The sequence below is a fragment of the Pseudomonas ogarae genome, assembly GCF_014268695.2.
In the GTDB taxonomy this organism is placed as follows: Bacteria; Pseudomonadota; Gammaproteobacteria; order Pseudomonadales; family Pseudomonadaceae; genus Aquipseudomonas; species Aquipseudomonas kilonensis.
Genome location: NZ_CP077086.1, coordinates 3,900,225 through 3,918,495, shown reverse-complemented (window position 1 = coordinate 3,918,495; position 18,271 = coordinate 3,900,225). Strand labels below are relative to the sequence as shown.

At 63.0% G+C, this 18,271-nt stretch carries 15 protein-coding genes; 12 read left to right on the top strand and 3 right to left on the bottom strand.

Annotation, left to right across the window (positions count from 1 at the left end):
* Positions 1-77: 77 nt before the first annotated feature.
* The 9 genes from norR to HU749_RS16995 all read left to right on the top strand — a co-directional run bounded on the left by norR (position 78) and on the right by HU749_RS16995 (position 7,441).
* Positions 78-1,610 carry a nitric oxide reductase transcriptional regulator NorR gene (gene norR / locus HU749_RS17035; RefSeq protein WP_014339167.1) on the top strand — a complete coding sequence of 511 codons (1,533 nt, stop codon included), beginning with the start codon at positions 78-80 and terminating at the stop codon, positions 1,608-1,610.
* 206 nt (positions 1,611-1,816) lie between these two features.
* Positions 1,817-2,464: a pyridoxamine 5'-phosphate oxidase gene (pdxH, locus tag HU749_RS17030; RefSeq protein ID WP_079303973.1), complete on the top strand. Its 648-nt coding sequence runs from the start codon at positions 1,817-1,819 to the stop codon at positions 2,462-2,464.
* A gap of 87 nt (positions 2,465-2,551) precedes the next feature.
* A complete protein-coding gene (moaB, locus tag HU749_RS17025) occupies positions 2,552-3,106 on the top strand; it encodes a molybdenum cofactor biosynthesis protein B (protein ID WP_095961913.1) in 555 nt (184 codons plus the stop codon).
* Positions 3,103-4,338: a molybdopterin molybdotransferase MoeA gene (locus tag HU749_RS17020; protein ID WP_095961912.1), complete on the top strand. Its 1,236-nt coding sequence runs from the start codon at positions 3,103-3,105 to the stop codon at positions 4,336-4,338. Before moaB ends, HU749_RS17020 begins: the two co-directional genes overlap by 4 nt.
* Positions 4,339-4,418: 80 nt before the next feature.
* A complete protein-coding gene (gene ubiU / locus HU749_RS17015; RefSeq protein ID WP_095961911.1) occupies positions 4,419-5,414 on the top strand; it encodes a ubiquinone anaerobic biosynthesis protein UbiU in 996 nt (331 codons plus the stop codon).
* Positions 5,415-5,425: 11 nt separating this feature from the next.
* Positions 5,426-6,316 carry a U32 family peptidase gene (locus HU749_RS17010; protein WP_003202470.1) on the top strand — a complete coding sequence of 297 codons (891 nt, stop codon included), beginning with the start codon at positions 5,426-5,428 and terminating at the stop codon, positions 6,314-6,316.
* Positions 6,310-6,780 (top strand): ubiquinone anaerobic biosynthesis accessory factor UbiT, encoded by a 471-nt coding sequence (ubiT, locus tag HU749_RS17005; protein ID WP_079303978.1) that lies wholly within the window; start codon positions 6,310-6,312, stop codon positions 6,778-6,780. Before HU749_RS17010 ends, ubiT begins: the two co-directional genes overlap by 7 nt.
* Complete coding sequence (locus HU749_RS17000) at positions 6,780-7,145, top strand: putative zinc-binding protein (protein ID WP_095961910.1); 366 nt, start codon at positions 6,780-6,782, stop codon at positions 7,143-7,145. The genes ubiT and HU749_RS17000 overlap by 1 nt, the downstream gene beginning before the upstream one ends.
* A gap of 128 nt (positions 7,146-7,273) precedes the next feature.
* A complete protein-coding gene (locus HU749_RS16995; protein ID WP_172436136.1) occupies positions 7,274-7,441 on the top strand; it encodes a nucleoid-structuring protein H-NS in 168 nt (55 codons plus the stop codon).
* Between the two features lie 601 nt (positions 7,442-8,042).
* On the opposite strand, the gene HU749_RS16990 is transcribed toward HU749_RS16995, so the two are convergent.
* From HU749_RS16990 to HU749_RS16980, 3 genes are all read right to left on the bottom strand, one after another.
* A complete protein-coding gene (locus tag HU749_RS16990) occupies positions 8,043-8,720 on the bottom strand; it encodes a Crp/Fnr family transcriptional regulator (RefSeq protein WP_095962479.1) in 678 nt (225 codons plus the stop codon).
* Between the two features lie 284 nt (positions 8,721-9,004).
* On the bottom strand, positions 9,005-9,652 hold the full coding sequence (narL, locus tag HU749_RS16985) for a two-component system response regulator NarL (RefSeq protein ID WP_003202460.1): 648 nt from the start codon (positions 9,650-9,652) through the stop codon (positions 9,005-9,007).
* On the bottom strand, positions 9,649-11,448 hold the full coding sequence (locus tag HU749_RS16980; protein ID WP_046062141.1) for a HAMP domain-containing protein: 1,800 nt from the start codon (positions 11,446-11,448) through the stop codon (positions 9,649-9,651). Before HU749_RS16980 ends, narL begins: the two co-directional genes overlap by 4 nt.
* Positions 11,449-11,755: 307 nt before the next feature.
* On the opposite strand from HU749_RS16980, the gene HU749_RS16975 reads away from it, so the two are divergent.
* The 3 genes from HU749_RS16975 to HU749_RS16965 all read left to right on the top strand — a co-directional run bounded on the left by HU749_RS16975 (position 11,756) and on the right by HU749_RS16965 (position 18,270).
* Positions 11,756-13,057, top strand: a complete 1,302-nt coding sequence (locus tag HU749_RS16975; RefSeq protein WP_189664758.1) for an MFS transporter — start codon at positions 11,756-11,758, stop codon at positions 13,055-13,057.
* A complete protein-coding gene (locus HU749_RS16970; RefSeq protein ID WP_046062143.1) occupies positions 13,035-14,432 on the top strand; it encodes a NarK family nitrate/nitrite MFS transporter in 1,398 nt (465 codons plus the stop codon). Before HU749_RS16975 ends, HU749_RS16970 begins: the two co-directional genes overlap by 23 nt.
* A 64-nt stretch (positions 14,433-14,496) precedes the next feature.
* The gene (locus tag HU749_RS16965; RefSeq protein ID WP_186651865.1) at positions 14,497-18,270 is read left to right on the top strand and encodes a nitrate reductase subunit alpha; all 3,774 of its coding nucleotides are present in this window, start codon (positions 14,497-14,499) and stop codon (positions 18,268-18,270) included.
* Position 18,271: the final 1 nt, after the last annotated feature.

Sequence of the window (18,271 nt, the reverse complement as noted above, 5' to 3'; positions counted from 1 at the left end):
AAGCATTAAATTTTTGCCAGGGTGATTGTCACCCTGATTGTGAAGGGTCAAACGAACCCTGGAGGGTCATCACTACCATGCTGCGTGAAAGCCTGGCCGCCGACCTGATCGTCGAGCTGCCCAATGCGGTGCGATTGCAGCGCCTGGTGCAGACCCTGCGCGAATACTTCAACAGTGGCGCCGTGGGGCTGCTGCGCCTGGACGATGACAGTCTCAGGCCCGTGGCCACCGTGGGCCTGGTCCACGAGGCGCTGGGACGGCGCTTCGTGATCGCCCAGCACCCGCGCCTGGCGGCGATCATGGCGTCGCGCGAACCCACCTGGTTCGAGCCGGACAGCCGTTTGCCGGATCCTTATGACGGCTTGCTCGACAACCACGTCGGCGAGCCACTGCCGGTGCATGACTGCATGGGCGTGAGCCTGTACGTGGAAGGCCGGCTCTGGGGGGCGATCACCCTGGATGCGTTGCACGCCGGCACCTTTGACAGCCGCGCTCGCGAGGAACTCAAGCGCTGTACGTTGCAGATCGAGGCCGCTGTGCGGGTCACCCGCCTTGAGCAGGAAAACCGCAGCTTGCGGGCGTCGCGCAGCGACCAGACCGATCTGCGGCTGCCCGCCGAAGAGGGCGAGATCCTCGGGCGCAGCGAGGGGTTGCAGCAGTTGCTCAACGAGCTGGATGTGCTGGCGGATTCCGAACTGCCGGTGCTATTGCTGGGCGAAACCGGCGTCGGTAAGGAGCTGTTCGCCCGGCGGCTGCATCGCCTGTCCCGGCGCGGTCACAAGCCGCTGGTCCAGGTCAACTGCGCGGCGTTGCCGGAGTCCCTGGCCGAAAGCGAGTTGTTCGGCCACGTCAAAGGCGCGTTTTCCGGGGCGACCGCCGACCGCGCCGGGCGCTTCGATGCGGCCAATGGCGGCACGCTGTTTCTCGATGAGGTCGGCGAGTTGCCGCTAAGCGTGCAGGCCAAGTTGCTGCGCACCCTGCAGAACGGCGAGATTCAGCGCTTGGGGGCGGACAAGCCGCTGCACGTCGATGTGCGGATCATCGCCGCCACCAACCGGCACTTGCCCGACAGCATTCGCGACGGGCTGTTTCGCGCCGACCTGTACCACCGGCTTTCGGTCTACCCAGTGCCGATCCCGCCGCTGCGCGAGCGCGGCCACGATGTGTTGATGCTGGCCGGGCACTTTCTCGAACTGAACCGCACGCGCCTGGGCTTGCGCGGCTTGCGCCTGTCACCGGCCGCCGAACAGGCGTTGCTGGCGTACAGCTGGCCCGGCAATGTGCGGGAGCTGGAGCACGTCATCAGCCGCGCGGCGTTGAAGCAACTGAGCCGGGGCGCCAGTCGCAGCCTGATCATGACCCTGGAACCGCAGGTGCTGGACCTTGACGTCAACGCCAGCGCGGCTTCGGCGCAGGCGCTACCGGAACAGGCTCTGCAAGCGTTGGATGCGCCCGTGCAACCCTTGAGCGAGGCTGTCGACGGTTGCCAGCGACAGGCGATCCTCAAGGCTCTGGAACGCTGCGGGCAGAACTGGGCGGGGGCGGCGCGGTTGTTGGAGGTTGACCCGAGCAATCTGCATAAGCTGGCGCGGCGGTTGGGGCTTAAGTAGTCGTTGATCCGTTAGACCGAGTTGCCTTCATCGCGAGCAAGCTCGCTCCCACAGGGATCTTGTGAGCACAGCAGATCACCTGTGGGAGCGAGCTTGCTCGCGGTAGCACCCTTCAACTCACCACAAGAACCGGCATTGACAACGATCAAGGCCCGCCACCGCCGCAGAATCCACACTGGCCCAAATCCATCGTGGAGATCACCGTCATGCCCCTTTCCCTGGCCAAAATGCGCCGCCAGTACACCCTCGATGGCCTGGATGAAACCCAGGCACCCGACGCCCCCATGGCTTTGTTCAGGCTCTGGATGCAACAGGCCCGCGACACCGAAAGTCCACCCGTGGAAGCCAACAGCATGGCCCTGGCGACGGTGGACGAGCAGGGTCGACCGCATTGCCGGATCCTGTTGCTCAAGGGGTTCAGCGATGAGGGCTTCTCTTTTTTTGGCAACTACCAAAGTGGCAAGGGCCAGAACCTGGCGGCCAACCCCTGGGCGGCCATGACGTTTTTCTGGCCGGGGCTGGAGCGGCAAGTCCGCATCGAAGGGCCGGTCGACAAACTCGATCCAGCGTTGTCGGATGCCTATTTCGAATCCCGTTCCGTCGCCAGTCGCCTGGGTGCCTGCGCCTCGCCACAAAGCCGACCACTGGAGGACAGGGCTGCGCTCGAGTCCTTGCTGACGCAAACCGAAAAACGCTTTGCCGATCAACCCGTGCGGCGCCCCGACCATTGGGGAGGCTATTGCCTGCGGCCCGAACGGATAGAGTTCTGGCAGGGCCGCGCCGACCGTTTGCACGATCGCCTAGACTACCGCCTGCAGGATGGCGCCTGGCAGCGTTGCCGCCTGGCACCCTGACGCCAAGGGAGGTACCTCCAAGGAGGAATAGGCCCGGCAACGATTGCGGTTCAGGCTGGGCCATCTTTTCTGACAGGACGGCTGATCATGGCCCATCTGACGCAACGCCTCTTTCAACCGCTGAACATCGCGGTCCTTACCATCAGCGATACCCGCACCTTCGACACCGACACCTCAGGCCAAACCCTGGCGGACCTGCTGCAAACGGCCGGACACGTGCTCATCGACCGTGGGCTGGTGAAGGACGATATCTACCAGATCCGCGCCCAGGTCTCCCAATGGATCGCCGACCCCAAGGTGCAGGTGGTGTTGATGACCGGCGGCACCGGGTTCACCCCGCGCGACAACACCCCCCAAGCGGTGGCGCCGCTGCTGGACAAACACGTCGACGGTTTCGGCGAGTTGTTCCGCCAGGTGTCGCTGGCGGAGATCGGCATGTCCACCCTGCAATCGCGCGCCTTGGCGGGCATGAGCAATGGGGTGCTGGTGTGCTGCTTGCCGGGTTCGCCGGGGGCGTGCCGGACCGGCTGGGAGCAGATCCTGGCCGGGCAATTGGACAGCCGCACCGGCCCGTGCAATTTCACCCCGCACTTCAAGCCCCAGGACGGCATCGCTCCGACGGCTTGCGAGACACGCTCGTGAGCGGCCGGGTGTGCGACAGCGGCGTGCTGATGCCGGTGGATGAGGCGATCCGTCATCTGCTCGACCAGGCACCGCCGCCACCGCCCATGCAACGGGTTGGCCTGGACCAGGCCCTGGCGCGTGTGCTGGCCACTGACATTGTGTGCCCGATGAACCTGCCGGCCTGGGACAACAGCGCGATGGACGGCTATGCCCTGCGGGCCGCTGACCTGCCGGGTGACGGCGGCTACCTGCTGTTGGGCGGGCGGATCGCCGCCGGTGACGAGCCAGGCGAGCCGTTGCAGGCCGGGCAGGTCGTGCGGATTTTTACTGGCGCGCCGCTGCCACCGGGGGCCGACACGGTGGTGCCGCAGGAAAGCTGTCGCGTCGATGGCGAGCGGGTCTGGTTGCCGTCGGTCAATGGCGGCGACCATGTTCGCAAGGAAGGCGAGGAGTTGCGTCGAGGAGAGCGGCTGCTCGAAGCCGGCACGCGCTTGCGCGCCCAAGAATTAGGTTTGCTCGCCGGTGCCGGCATCGGCCAGGTGGACGTTTATCGCCCCTTGCAAGTGGGCTTGCTCAGCAGCGGCGATGAGCTGCGCGAGCCAGGCGAGCCGCTGGCGCCAGGACAGATCTACAACAGCAATCGCCATAGCCTCGCCGCACTGTTGCGCGGTTGGGGTGTCGAGGTGCATGATTTCGGGGTCATGCCCGACCAGCTATTGGCCAGTCGACAAGCGTTGCGCCTGGCCGCCGCCGAATGCGATGTGCTGATCACCTCGGGCGGTGTCTCGGTGGGTGAAGAAGACCACCTCAAGCAAGCCATCGAAGCCTTGGGCAGCGTCGACCTCTGGCGCCTGGCCATCCAGCCGGGCAAGCCCCTGGCCTTTGGCGATGTGGAAGGCAAACCTTGGATCGGGCTGCCGGGCAACCCGTCGGCGGCGTTGATTACCGCGCTGATCGTCGTGCGGCCGTTCCTGTTCCGGGCCCAGGGCATGGGCGACGTGTTACCTGTGCCGTTGCAGGTGCCAGCCGGGTTCGACTGGCTCAAGCGCAACCGGCGCCGGCAGTACCTGCGGGCCAGGTTGGTCCCGGATGCCAACGGCCACCTGTGTGTGGAACTGCACCCTCAACAAAGTTCGGCAATGCTGACGGCCGCGTGCTGGGCCGATGGGCTGGCGGTGGTGGAGTGTGAGGCGCAACTGCACAAGCACGACAAGGTGCTGTACCTGCCGTTCGCCGAGCTGATGCATTGACGGCAATTGATTGCCGTCAAGGTCGCCGGCCGAGGGCTGGCTAGACTGGCGGCGCTTGAGTTTTCTCATGAGGATGCCCCATGCAACTGGTTTGCCCGGCAGGGAATCTGCCTGCCCTCAAAGCGGCGGTGCGCCAAGGCGCCGATGCCGTCTATGTCGGCTTTCGCGATGACACCAACGCCCGGCATTTTGCCGGGCTGAACATGGACGACAAGCAGTTCGACGCGGCTGTCGCACACATCCGTCAGCACCAACGCAAGCTGTACGTGGCGGTCAACACTTACCCGCAGCCCAAGGGTTGGGAGCGCTGGCAACGGGCAGTGGACCGTGCCGCCGATTTTGGCGTGGATGCCCTGATTGCCGCCGACCCCGGCGTGCTCAGCTACGCCAGCCAGCGCCATCCGAAACTGGCGCTGCACCTGTCGGTACAAGGCTCGGCGACCCACGCCGCGGCCCTGGCTTTTTACGCCCAGCGCTATGACATCCGCCGCGCCGTGCTGCCACGGGTACTGTCCCTGGCCCAGGTGCGACAGGTGGCGGCGGGCAGTCCGGTGCCGATCGAAGTCTTCGGTTTCGGCAGCCTGTGCATCATGGCCGAAGGCCGTTGCCACTTGTCTTCCTACATCACCGGCGAATCGCCGAACCTGTGCGGCGTCTGCTCGCCCGCCAAGGCGGTGCGCTGGAGCGAGGATGCCCAGGGCCTTAGCGCACGCCTGAGCGAGGTGCTGATCGACCGCTACACCCCCGAAGAACCGGCCGGTTATCCGACCCTGTGCAAAGGCCGCTTCCTGGTCGGCGGCAAGCGCTTCCATGCGCTGGAAGAACCCACCAGCCTCGACACCCTCGACCTGCTGCCGGAGTTGGCAGCCATTGGCGTCGAAGCGGTGAAGATCGAAGGTCGCCAACGCAGCCCCGCCTACGTTGAACAAGTGACCCGGGTCTGGCGCGCCGCACTGGATGCCCATAAGGCCGCGCCGCAACGGTTCCGGGTGCAGGAAGAATGGCGCCAGGTGCTGGCTGGCTTGTCCGAAGGCAGCCAGACCACCCTGGGTGCCTACCATCGATCATGGCAATGAGGGGAGGCCAGATGAAACTCAGCCTGGGACCGGTCCTGTTTTACTGGGACAAAGCGCAACTGGGGAATTTCTATGCCGAGATGTCGGCATTGCCGCTGGACGTGATTTACCTGGGGGAAACCGTGTGTTCGAAACGCCGGGCGTTCTCCCTGGATCAGTGGCTGGGGTTGGCGCGCGAGCTGCAAGCGTGCAGCCAGGCACAGATTGTGTTGTCGAGCCTGACGCTGATCGAAGCAGCCTCGGAGCTGTCCTCGCTGCGACGCCTGTGTGACAACGGCCAGTTGTTGGTGGAAGCCAATGACATGGGCGCGGTGCAGTTCATGGCCGAACGCAAGCTGCCTTTCGTTGGCGGCCCGGCGCTGAACTTGTACAACGGCCACGCCCTGGGGCAATTGCTCGACAGCGGCATGATCCGTTGGGTGCCGCCCGTGGAATGTTCGGCGGCACTGATCGGCGATGTGCTGGAGCAGGTGCGGGACATGGACCGCGAGGTGCCCGAGGTGGAGATCTTCGCCTACGGTCATCTGCCCTTGGCGTACTCGGCCCGCTGCTTTACCGCCCGAGCCGAAAATCGCCCCAAGGACGACTGTCAGTTCTGCTGCATCAACTACCCCGACGGCCTGGCGCTGAGCAGTCAGGAAGGCCAACAGCTGTTCACCCTCAACGGCATCCAGACGATGTCCGGCGAGGTGACGAACCTGCTGGCCGACTACAACGCGTTGATGGCCTGCGGCGCCGATGTGCTGCGCCTGAGTCCGCGTGCCCAAGGCATGGCCGAAGTGGTGACGGCCTTCGACAAGGTTCGCCAGGGCGAGGCACCCCCGCTGTTCGTGGACGGTTGCAATGGTTACTGGCACGGCCATGCCGGCATGTTGAAGGTAGAGGAGGCGGGCCTGTGTTGAGTCCGAAGAAGTGGGTGCTCAAAGGCGCCGACCGCTTGCTGCCGTTGGTGGGCAAGGTGCCGTTCGTGGTGCAGCGACTGGCGTTGCAGCAGGCGCTCAATCGCTGCCTGGCCGAGCCGTTGCGCGACGGTGGTTTCGAGATGCTGCGTGGGCGCTGGTTGTGCCTGCGCGTGCCTGACTTGAAGTTGTGTTGGTACCTGACCTTGGCGCGGGATGGATTGCGCATTGCCGAACGGGCCGAGGCCCAGGTCACCATCAGCGGCAACTGGCGCGAGTTCCTGTTGTTGGCCAGTCGGCAGGAGGATCCTGACACGTTGTTCTTCCGTCGCCGGTTGGTGATCGAGGGGGATACCGAGTTGGGGCTGGCGTTGAAGAATTTGATCGACAGTCTTGATCCGGACGTTCTGCCGCCCTGGCTTTGGCGCAATCTGGAGCGGGCGGGCAAGGGGTTGGCGACGGTCTGATGAAAGCCCCGAGTTTATTGCCTCTGGTGTATTCGTGTTCCGGTTGTTCCAACGTGGCGCAACTGGCCAACACCGTCGCCCTGCGGCTGGATCGTGCGGGGCTGGCTGAGATGTCCTGCATTGTCGGGGTGGGTGGGGGTGTGGCGCCGCTGGTTGACAAGGCGCGGTCGGGGCGGCGGATCATTGCGTTGGATGGTTGTCCGTTGCAGTGCGTTCAGGCGTGTTTGCGGCAGCATGATTTGGTGGCGGATGTGCATGTGATTCTGAACCAGCTGGGGTTGCGCAAGCGGTTCGGGGTGGATTGCGGTGAGCCTGAGATGGAGTTGGTGTTTTCGCGGGTAGCGGGGTTGATTGATGTGGGTTAGGTTGGGTGAATATCCATTTTTTCGGTAATGGCGGCTTATGGTTCCGCTCTTACAGCGGCTCACTTTTGAGAAGCGCAAAAGTAAGCAAAACGCTCTTGCCCCACCACTCGGCACCTCGCTTAGACTCGGTGTGCCCTCACTCCGGCATTGCTCCGTGGGCCCGCCGCGAAGGGCCATCCATGGCCCAGCGCGGCTATCCCGGCATCCATGCCGGGATGCCCACTGCGCAATACCTGCGTTCAGCCATCGTGGTTAACGGGGCGTCCGAGATCAACGTCCACCACGAGGCGGCCTGATAGCCGACCTGGTTCTTGGTGGGACCGCGTTTCCCCTGTGGGAGCGAGCCTGCTCGCGAAGAGGCCAGCAAGTTCAACATCCATGTGACTGAACCACCGCAATCGCGAGCAGGCTCGCTCCCACACTGGATCTTCAGCAGCCACAAAACCTATGTACGCCGCAGCCCTCTTGTGGGAGCGAGCTTGCTCGCGAATGCGGTCTCACAATCGACGCGGATGCTGAATGTGCCGGCTAAATAAACCATCCAAGACAGTTGCTCCCACAGGAGAAACGCGGTCTCACCCAGAGCCAGGTCGGCTATCAGGCCGCCTCGTGGTGGACGTTGATCTCGGCGCCCCGTTAACCACGATGGCCGAACGCAGGCATTGTGGAGTGGGCACCTCGACATGGATGCCGAGGTAGCCGCGCTGGGCCATGGATGGCCCTTCGCGGCGGCCCACGGAGCAATGCCTGAGTGAGGGAATGCCGAGCCTAAGCGAGGCACCGAGTGGTGGGGCAAAAAGCGTTTTGCTTACTTTTGCGCTTCTCAAAAGTGAGCCGCCGTCAGGGCGGAACCCTAAGTAGCCGTTACCGAAGAAATGGATATTCACACAAAGAAACCTACTGCTGATAACCCTCAAGCCCATCCTCGGACAAGATACGAATCTGACGTCGCTCCATGGCAATCAACCCCCCATCCACCAACCGATGAAGAATCCGCGAAAACGTCTCCGGCTGGATCCCCAACTTGGAAGCCACCAGCCGCTTGGACACCTGCAAAACCACCTGACCATCGCGCGGATCCCGCTCCTGCAGCAGGAAATTGATCACCCGCCGACTGGCGCTGGCCAAGGTCAGGTTGTCGATGTCCTTGAGGCGCTGGTGCAGATGGATGCTCATGCTCGCCAGGATCGCCAGGCAGACCTTGGGCTGGTCCTCCAGGGCCTTGCGGTAATGGGTACCCTCGATACTCACCAGCACGCTGTCCTTGATCGCCGACGCACTGACCGGATAGCAACGGGCCTGGCTGAACAGCAGGGCCTCGGCGAAGGTCTGGCCGGGCTGGATGATTTCCACCAGGTTCTCCTGGCCCTCACCGGTTACCCGGAACAGCTTGATCTGACCACTGACCAGCAAGAAAAACCGCTTGGCCGGATCGCCCTGGTGCATGAGCGTGCTGTTGCAGTCCAGGCGCCTGAGGACGGCCAGGCTGCAGACATCTTCAAAGACCCGCTCCGGCAGTTGGCTGAACAGGTGATGACGACGCAACAGTAAAACGATGGAAGGGTGGGTCAGCATGGCGTACCTCCGCGTGCCGTCATGGTAGAGCCCAAATCGCCGCCGGCCTATGCCTCGGCAGGCCTACCTCGGAAGAGGGATGGGCTGCGCGATCAAGACACAAACCCTGTGGGGGACGAAATCCAGATCTGCTGCCAATCCCCTGTGGGAGCAAAGCTTGCTCGCGATGGCGGCAGCACGTTCAACATTTGCGCAAGCTGAACCACCGCTATCGCGAGCAAGCTTTGCTCCCACAGGTTTTTTTCCTGCAGGCTCTGCTCTCACAGTTGGTGTGTTTTGCAGGGCTAGCCCGCCCCGCGCAAATGCTCCATCGCCCACACGGCGGCTTCGACCCGTGAGCGCAAGCCGAGCTTGTGCAGCAGGTTCTTCACGTGGACCTTGACCGTGCCTTCGGTAATGCCCAGCTTGTGCCCGATGACCTTGTTGCTGTAGCCGCCGGCGATGGTCTTGAGTACCTGGCGTTCGCGCTCGGTCAGTTCCACATCGGCCTGGCGCGGTGGCGAGCGCAGTGCCTGGGCCATGACGCGGGTCAGGCCCGGGCTGATCACCAGGGCGCCGTTGAGGGCATCGCGGATGTACTGGATCAGCAGCTCCGGCTCCATGTCCTTGAGCAGGTAACCGTTGGCGTCCAGGCGCAAGGCATCGCGGATGTCGTCCTCGGCATCGGAGACAGTGAACAGCAGTACCTTGCCGGTGTAGTGCATGGCGCGCAGCCGGCGCAGGGTCTCGATGCCGTTCATCTGCGGCATGTTGTTGTCCAGCAGGACCAGGTCGGGCTTGAGCGGCTCGATCAGGGTCAGGGCTTCTTCGCCGTGGCTGGCTTCACCAACGATCTGCAAATCGTCTTCGAGCTCTAGCATCTGGCGGATCCCGCGACGCATCATCGGGTGATCGTCGACCAGTAGCAGGGTGTGGCGCAGGGGGGCGTTCATGTTGCGAGGCCTTCGGTGTGTTGGCCCAGGAATTCCGGTTGGAAATGCACCTGGATGCGGGTGCCCTGGGGTGTTCTGGAGAGAATCTGCAGTTGGCCGTGCAGACTGCGGGCCCGTTCGTTCATGATGTTCAGGCCATGGTGTTCGCGCTGGTCGACCTCGCCACTGAAGCCGCGGCCATCGTCTTCGATCGACAGCTGCACGGTCTCGCCTTCCTGGCGCAGTTCGAGCCAGGCGTTTTGTGCATGGGCGTGGCGCAGGCAGTTGGACAGGGCCTCGCGGGTGATCTGCAGGATGTGGATCTGCTCGCTGGCCGACAGCTCGAAGGCCAGGGTGTCGATGAACAGGTGCACCTGGAAATCCCCTCGGTTGGAGAACTCCTCGGCGGTGTCCTTGAGTTCCTCGACCAGGCCGTCATCGTGGATCTGCAAGCGGAAGGTGGTCAGCAACTCGCGCAACTGGCGATAAGCATTGTTGAGCCCTTCACGCAGTTCACCGGTGACGGTCTCCAGGGTCTGCACCGGTTCGCCGCGACGCATCAGGGTCTGCATGCGGCTGACTTGCAGCTTCATGTACGACAAGGCCTGGGCCAGGGAGTCGTGCAGCTCGCGGGCAATGATCGTGCGTTCATCGAGCAGCAGCAGGCGATGGTCCTGTTCGCGCTGGCGCTTGAGGGACAGCGAGGTGCCGATCAGGTTGGCCAGGGCCTGGATCAATGCGGTTTCCCAGGGCTGTGCGGCGTGGCCGTCGACAAAATGCGCCTTGAGCTCACCCAGCTCGTTGCCCTGGTTACTGATGCTGAAGGCTTGCGGGCGCGCAGCGTTGTGTTTATGGCAACTGGCGCAATCGCTGCTGGCGCAGACCTGGCGGCTGGCGGCGCCATGCAGGGCCAGCAGGTGCCTGGCCGGTGACTGCAATTGCCCTTGCAGGCACAACGTCAGGCGCAGGCCCGGCAGGCGCTGCTGGAAGCGTCGGATCAGTTCATCCAGCCCTTCGGCATTGGCCTGGCGTGTCGCCAGGCTGCGGCTGCTCTGGTACAGCAGCTCCAGGGCGGCGTTGGCCTGTTGCAGGTTCAGGGTCTTTTGCTGGACCTGGTTTTCCAGGGTGCGGTGCGATTGTTCGATGGTTTCGGCCATGGTGTTGAAACTGGTCGCCAACTGGCCCAGTTCATCTTCGGACTGGTGATTGACCCGCACCTGGAATTCGCCACGGCGAAAGCGCTGGGTGGCGTCGACCAACTCCTGCAAGGGCGTGACCACGCCGTACTGCAATTCATACAGGCCGATCAGCAAGATGATCATGGTGCTGAATAGCGCCATGCCCTGGATCGCCTGCTGCCAGCCTTGCTTATGCTCGCTCTGGCGTTGCAGCAGGGTGACGAACTGGTCCAACTGATCGACGAAGGTGTTGGCACTGGCCTGGAAAAATGCCGAGTCACCACGCTCGATGGCCGGGCGCAAGGTCTGGTTCCAGCGTTGTACAAGGTCGCGATAGCTCGTGTGCAAGGAGGTTTCCGGCCCGTCTTCCAGCACAGCGCGCAGGGCAGGGCTGTCGAGGCGTTGTTGCAGGCTGTCCATGATCGCCGGGATGTCGTCGTGGGCCCCCGCCGCCAGTTTCCAGCTCAGGTGGTAGGTCTCCATGCGCACGGAGCCGGCGGTGTTGATGGCGGCAGCGTCGCCCTGGCTGAACCAGGCGATCAACCCGGCACTCAAGGAACTGGCCAGGGCCAGGATGGCGATCAAGATCACCGCCAGCCCGGCGCGAGCGGGCAGGGAACTGCGCAGCCAACGCATCATCGACGCGGACCTGCGAGGAAAAACGGTGAAGCGAGCATGGGCGCGCCTTGGACCTGGGGGTGTAGCAGCCAATCCTGGGCGTACTACCTCTAAAGAGTTGTCGGCCGCTCCATTTCCATAAAAGCTTCGGCAGACTTGTTCAAAGTATTGATAAATAAAGGGTTGTATCAATATCAGGACCTACCTCCTTGGAGGTAGACGGGCCAAGCATAGGCCTGTACCGCCCCGGCGCACGTTGACCCAGGTCAAGTTTTCGCGGGGTTCGTATCACTAGGCTGCGCCCATCGAACTGACGGAGTGCATCGTGATGCGAGCGCAAGTGCAACAAGGGCTGGTACTAGGGATGAGTACCCTGGCCTTCACCGTGTGCTTCATGGTCTGGATGATGTTTGCTGTGCTGGGGGTTCCGATCAAGGAACTGCTGGCCCTCAATGAAACCCAGTTTGGCCTGCTGGCCGCCACGCCGGTGTTGACCGGTTCGCTGGTGCGTCTACCCCTGGGGCTTCTGACCGACCGCTTTGGCGGACGGATCGTGTTCTTCCTGCTGATGCTGGCCTGCGTATTGCCGCTGTACCTGATCACCCTCGCTACGGCCTTCTGGCAGTTCCTGGTGCTGGGCCTGTTCGTCGGCCTGGCCGGGGGCTCGTTCTCGGTGGGCATCGCCTACGTCGCCAAGTGGTTCGACAAGCAGAACCAGGGTTTTGCCATGGGCGTGTTCGGCGCCGGCAACGCCGGTGCGGCGGTGACCAAGTTCCTCGCTCCGGCGCTGATCGCGTTCGGCAGTTGGCACCTGGTGCCGAAAGTGTTCAGCGCCATCCTGTTCATCACTGCGCTGCTGTTCTGGTTTCTCACCACCGAGAAAAAGGAACACAGCGGCACTGGCGGTGCGACGTTGCGCGAGCAATTGCAAACCCTGAAAGAGCCAGCCGTGTGGCGCTACTGCCAGTACTACTCGATCGTGTTTGGTGGCTACGTGGCCCTGGCCTTGTGGATGACCAAGTACTACGTGCAGGAATACGGCTTCAGCCTGCAAAGCGCGGCGCTGCTGGCGGCGTGTTTCTCCTTGCCCGGTGGCGTGCTGCGGGCCGTCGGTGGCTGGATGTCCGACCGCTGGGGCGCCCAGAGCGTGACCTGGTGGGTGTTGTGGGTCAGCTGGATCTGCCTGTTCCTGCTCTCCTATCCCCAGACTCAACTGCAAGTGCAGACCGTCAACGGCATCGTCGATTTCCACATCGGCCTCAACGCCACGCTGTTCACCGTGCTGCTGTTCGTGATGGGCATCGCCTTCGCGTTCGGCAAGGCCTCGGTCTTCAAGTACATCGCCAACGACTACCCGAAAAACATGGGCGCAGTGTCCGGCATCGTCGGCCTGGCCGGCGGCCTGGGCGGGTTCGTGCTGCCGATCATGTTCGGCGCCCTGGTGGACCTCACCGGCGTGCGCTCGTCCTGCTTCATGTTGATGTACGGCGTGGTCTGGGTGTCACTGGCCTGGATGTACTTCAGCGAAATACGCAAGCGCCCGCTGCTGGGTAAACAGCCGCCGGCCACTCAATCCCCGTTTTCCAGCATTGCCCAAGGAGAAGAACATGTCCGTTCTGCAAACGCCTGAAAAGGGCCCGGTCATTCATGACTGGCGCCCGGAAGACCCTGCTTTCTGGGGCAGTAGCGGCAAACTGACCGCCCGGCGCAACCTGTGGATTTCCATCCCGGCGCTGCTGTTGGCCTTCGCGGTGTGGATGGTCTGGAGCACGGTGATTGTGCGCCTGAACGCCATCGGCTTCAGCTTCAGCACTGACCAGCTGTTCTGGCTTGCGGCATTGCCGGGGCTGTCCGGCGCGACCTTGCGCATCTTCTACTCGTTCATGGTGCCGATCTTCGGCGGGCGTCGTTGGACCGCGCTGAGCACGGCGTCGTTGCTGATACCGGCTTTGTGGATGGGCTTCGCCGTGCAGGATTCGGCCACGCCCTACAGCGTGTTCGTGCTGATCGCATTGCTTTGCGGTTTTGGTGGCGGCAACTTCGCCTCGAGCATGTCCAACATCAGCTTCTTCTACCCCAAGTCCCAGCAGGGCACCGCCCTGGGCCTGAACGCCGGGCTGGGTAACCTGGGCGTGTCGGTGATGCAGTTCAGCGTGCCACTGGTGATTTCCTTCGGTGTGTTCGGCTTCATGGGCGGCCAACCGCAAGTCCTGGCCGACGGCAGCTCGCTGTGGTTGCAGAACGCCGGCTTCATCTGGGTGCCGTTCATCCTCGCCGTGACCCTGATTGCCTGGTTCGGCATGAACGACCTGTCCAGCGCCCGCGCTTCGTTCAGCGAGCAGGCGGTGATCTTCAAGCGCAAGCACAACTGGCTGATGTGCTGGCTGTACCTGGCCACCTTCGGTTCGTTCATCGGTTTCTCCGCCGCCTTCCCGCTGCTGATCAAGACCTCGTTCCCGGAAGTCATCGCCCTGAAATTCGCCTTTCTCGGCCCGCTGGTGGGCGCGCTGGTACGGCCGCTGGGCGGCTGGCTGGCGGACAAGCTCGGTGGCGCGAAGGTCACCTTGTGGAACTTCGTGTTGATGATCGCGATGGTCTTCGGCGTCCTGCACTTTCTTCCGCAGAACGGCCAGGGCGGCAGCTTCTACGGCTTCCTGGGCATGTTCATGTTGCTGTTCATTACCACGGGTGTGGGCAACGGTTCGACCTTCCGCATGATCCCGGTGATCTTCCGCACCCTGCATGAAAAAGCCGCCCTGGGGAAAAAGCCCGAGGTGCGCGAGCAGGCGCTCAAGAATGCCGGCAAGGAATCGGCCGCCGTGCTGGGTTTCAGCTCGGCCATGGGCGCCTTCGGAGCCTTCTTCATTCCCAAATCATTCGGCACTTCGATGGCCCTGACCGGCGGCCCGGAGATGGCCTTCTACATGTTCGTCGGCTTCTACCTGAGCTGCATCGTGGTGACCTGGTGGTGGTATGCCCGCAAGGGCGCCGCGACACCTTGCTAAGCCGAACCTAAACCTGCGTGGGCGGGGCGCAGACCCCGCGGAGCAAGCCTGAGAGGAACACACTGTGAGTCATTTACTGGATCAACTGCGGTTTTTCAACCGCAAGCAAGGCGAGTTTTCCGATGGTCACGGCGAGACCCGCAAGGAGTCCCGCGACTGGGAGAACGTCTACCGTTCGCGCTGGCAGTACGACAAGATCGTGCGGTCCACCCATGGGGTGAACTGCACCGGTTCGTGCTCGTGGAAAATCTACGTCAAGAATGGCCTGATCACCTGGGAAACCCAGCAGACCGACTATCCGCGTACCCGCAACGATCTGCCCAACCACGAACCACGCGGCTGCCCTCGCGGCGCGAGCTACAGCTGGTACATCTACAGCGCCAACCGGCTCAAGTACCCGAAAATTCGCAAGCCATTGCTCAAGCTGTGGCGCGAAGCCCGGCAGACTCTGCCGCCGGTGGAAGCCTGGGCCAGCATCGTCGAGGACAAGGCCAAGGCCGACTCCTATAAAAGCAAGCGCGGCATGGGTGGCTTCATCCGTTCCAACTGGGAAGAAGTCAACGAGATCATCGCCGCGGCCAACGTCTACACCATCAAGGAACATGGCCCGGACCGGGTGGTGGGCTTCTCGCCGATCCCGGCCATGTCGATGGTCAGCTACGCCGCCGGCTCGCGTTACCTGTCGTTGATCGGTGGCGTGTGCCTGAGCTTCTACGACTGGTATTGCGACCTGCCGCCAGCTTCGCCGATGGTCTGGGGCGAGCAGACCGACGTGCCGGAATCGGCCGACTGGTACAACTCCAACTACATCATTGCCTGGGGCTCCAACGTCCCGCAAACCCGCACCCCTGACGCCCACTTCTTCACCGAGGTGCGCTACAAGGGCACCAAGACCGTGGCGATCACCCCGGACTATTCAGAAGTCGCCAAGCTCACCGACTTGTGGCTCAACCCCAAGCAGGGCACCGACGCCGCGTTGGCCCAGGCCTTCAACCATGTGATCTTCAAAGAGTTCCACCTGGACAAGCCGAGCGCCTATTTCACCGAATACGCCAAGCGCTACACCGACCTGCCGGTGCTGGTGATGCTCAAGCCAATGCTCGGCGCCGCGCCGGGTGCCGGTTACCAGCCGGACCGTTTCCTGCGGGCCAGCGACCTGACCGACAACCTCGGCCAGGACAACAACCCGGAATGGAAAACCATCGCCCTGGATGCCAGCGGCGAACTGGTTTCGCCCCAAGGCTCCATCGGCTATCGCTGGGGTGAGAAGGGCAAGTGGAACATCCTGCCCCGTGAAGGCGGCGAGGGGCGTGAGATCGACCTCAAGCTGAGCCTGATCGGCGGCGACGTCGCCGAGGTGGCGTTCCCGTACTTCGCCGGCGAAGCCCAGGAGTACTTCCAGCATGTGGCCGGTGATGCGGTGCAGTTCCGTCGGGTGCCGGTGCACAACGTGGTGCTGGCCGATGGCAGCGTGGCGAAAGTCGCTACCGTATTCGACCTGTCGGCGGCCAACCTGGCGATCGACCGTGGCCTGGGCGGCGCCAACGTTGCCAAGGACTATAACGACGCTTCGGTGCCCGGCACCCCGGCCTGGCAGGAGCAGATCACCGGTGTGAGCCGCGAGAAAGCGATCCAGATCGCCCGCGAGTTCGCCGACAACGCCGACAAGACCCGTGGACGCTCGATGATCATCGTCGGTGCGGCGATGAACCACTGGTACCACATGGACATGAACTACCGCGGGCTGATCAACATGCTCATGCTCTGCGGTTGCGTCGGCCAGACCGGCGGCGGCTGGGCCCACTATGTCGGTCAGGAAAAACTCCGTCCGCAATGCGGCTGGCTGCCCCTGGCCTTTGGCCTGGACTGGAACCGTCCGCCACGGCAGATGAACGGCACCAGCTTCTTCTACGGCCACAGTTCGCAATGGCGCCACGAGAAGATGAGCATGCACGATGTGCTCTCGCCCCTGGCCGACAAATCGCAATTCCCCGAGCACGCCCTGGACTACAACATCCGCGCCGAACGGGCCGGCTGGTTGCCGAGTGCACCGCAGCTCAACACCAACCCGCTGCACATCTGCCGGGACGCCGCCGCCGCGGGCCTGGACCCCAAGGACTACGTGGTCAAGTCGCTGCAGGACGGTTCCCTGCGCTTTGCCTGCGAGCAACCGGACAGCCCGGTGAACTTCCCGCGCAACATGTTCATCTGGCGTTCCAACCTGCTGGGCTCCTCGGGCAAGGGCCACGAGTACATGCTCAAGTACCTGCTGGGCACCAAGAACGGCGTGATGAATGAAGACATCGGCCATAGCACCGAGTGCAAGCCCACCGAAGCCGAATGGGTCGACGAGGGCGCCATTGGCAAGCTCGACCTGGTGACCACCCTGGACTTCCGCATGTCCTCGACCTGCGTGTATTCCGACATCGTCTTGCCGACTGCTACCTGGTACGAAAAAGACGACATGAACACTTCGGACATGCACCCGTTCATTCACCCACTGTCGGCGGCCATCGATCCGGCCTGGGAATCGCGTTCGGACTGGGAAATCTACAAGGGCATCGCCAAGGCGTTTTCCGCCATGTCGGTCGGCCACCTGGGTGTCGAGAAAGACCTGGTCACCGTACCCCTGATGCACGACAGCGTCGGCGAACTGGCCCAGCCATTCGGCGGCACCGACTGGAAAAGCGCCGGCGTTGCACCGGTCCCGGGCAAGAACGCGCCGAACCTGCACGTGGTGGAACGCGACTACCCGAACATCTACAAGCAGTTCACCTCCCTGGGCCCGATGCTGGAAAAACTCGGCAACGGCGGCAAGGGCATCAACTGGAACACCGAAACCGAAGTGAAATTCCTCGGTGAGCTGAACCACAAGGAAGTCGAGGCGGGCATCAGCCAAGGGCGGCCAAAAATCGACAGCGCCATCGACGCTGCCGAAGTGATCCTGTCCCTGGCGCCGGAAACCAACGGCCATGTCGCACTGAAAGCCTGGGCGGCGCTGTCGGAATTCACCGGCATCGACCACAGCCACCTGGCCATTTCCAAGGAGCACGAGGCGATTCGCTTCCGTGACATCCAGGCCCAGCCACGCAAGATCATTTCCAGCCCTACCTGGTCTGGCCTGGAAGACGATCACGTGAGCTACAACGCCGGCTACACCAACGTCCATGAGTCGATCCCATGGCGCACCATCACCGGTCGCCAGCAGTTCTACCAGGACCACCCGTGGATGCAGGCGTTCGGCGAGCAATTGATGAGTTACCGGCCACCGGTCAACACCCGCACCATCGCCGGCGTGAAGGGCAAGCGCAGCAATGGCGAGACCGAGATCGTCCTGAACTGGATCACCCCGCACCAGAAGTGGGGCATCCACAGCACCTACAGCGACAACCTGCTGATGCTGACCTTGAGCCGTGGCGGACCGATTGTCTGGCTCTCGGAAATCGACGCCAAGCGCGCCGGTATCGAGGACAACGACTGGATCGAATGCTTCAACGTCAATGGCGCGCTGACCGCCCGTGCGGTGGTCAGCCAACGGGTCAAGGAAGGCATGGTGATGATGTATCACGCCCAGGAACGGATCGTGAACGTGCCGGGTTCGGAAACCACCAAGACCCGTGGCGGCCACCACAACTCGGTGACCCGCGTGGTGCTCAAGCCCACCCACATGATTGGCGGCTACGCCCAACAGGCCTACGGCTTCAACTATTACGGCACGGTCGGTTGCAACCGCGACGAATTCGTCGTGGTGCGCAAGATGGTCAAGGTCGATTGGCTCGATGGTTCCAGTGGCGATGATTTGCCGCGTCCACTGCCGACTGATATCGAGGAGAACTGAG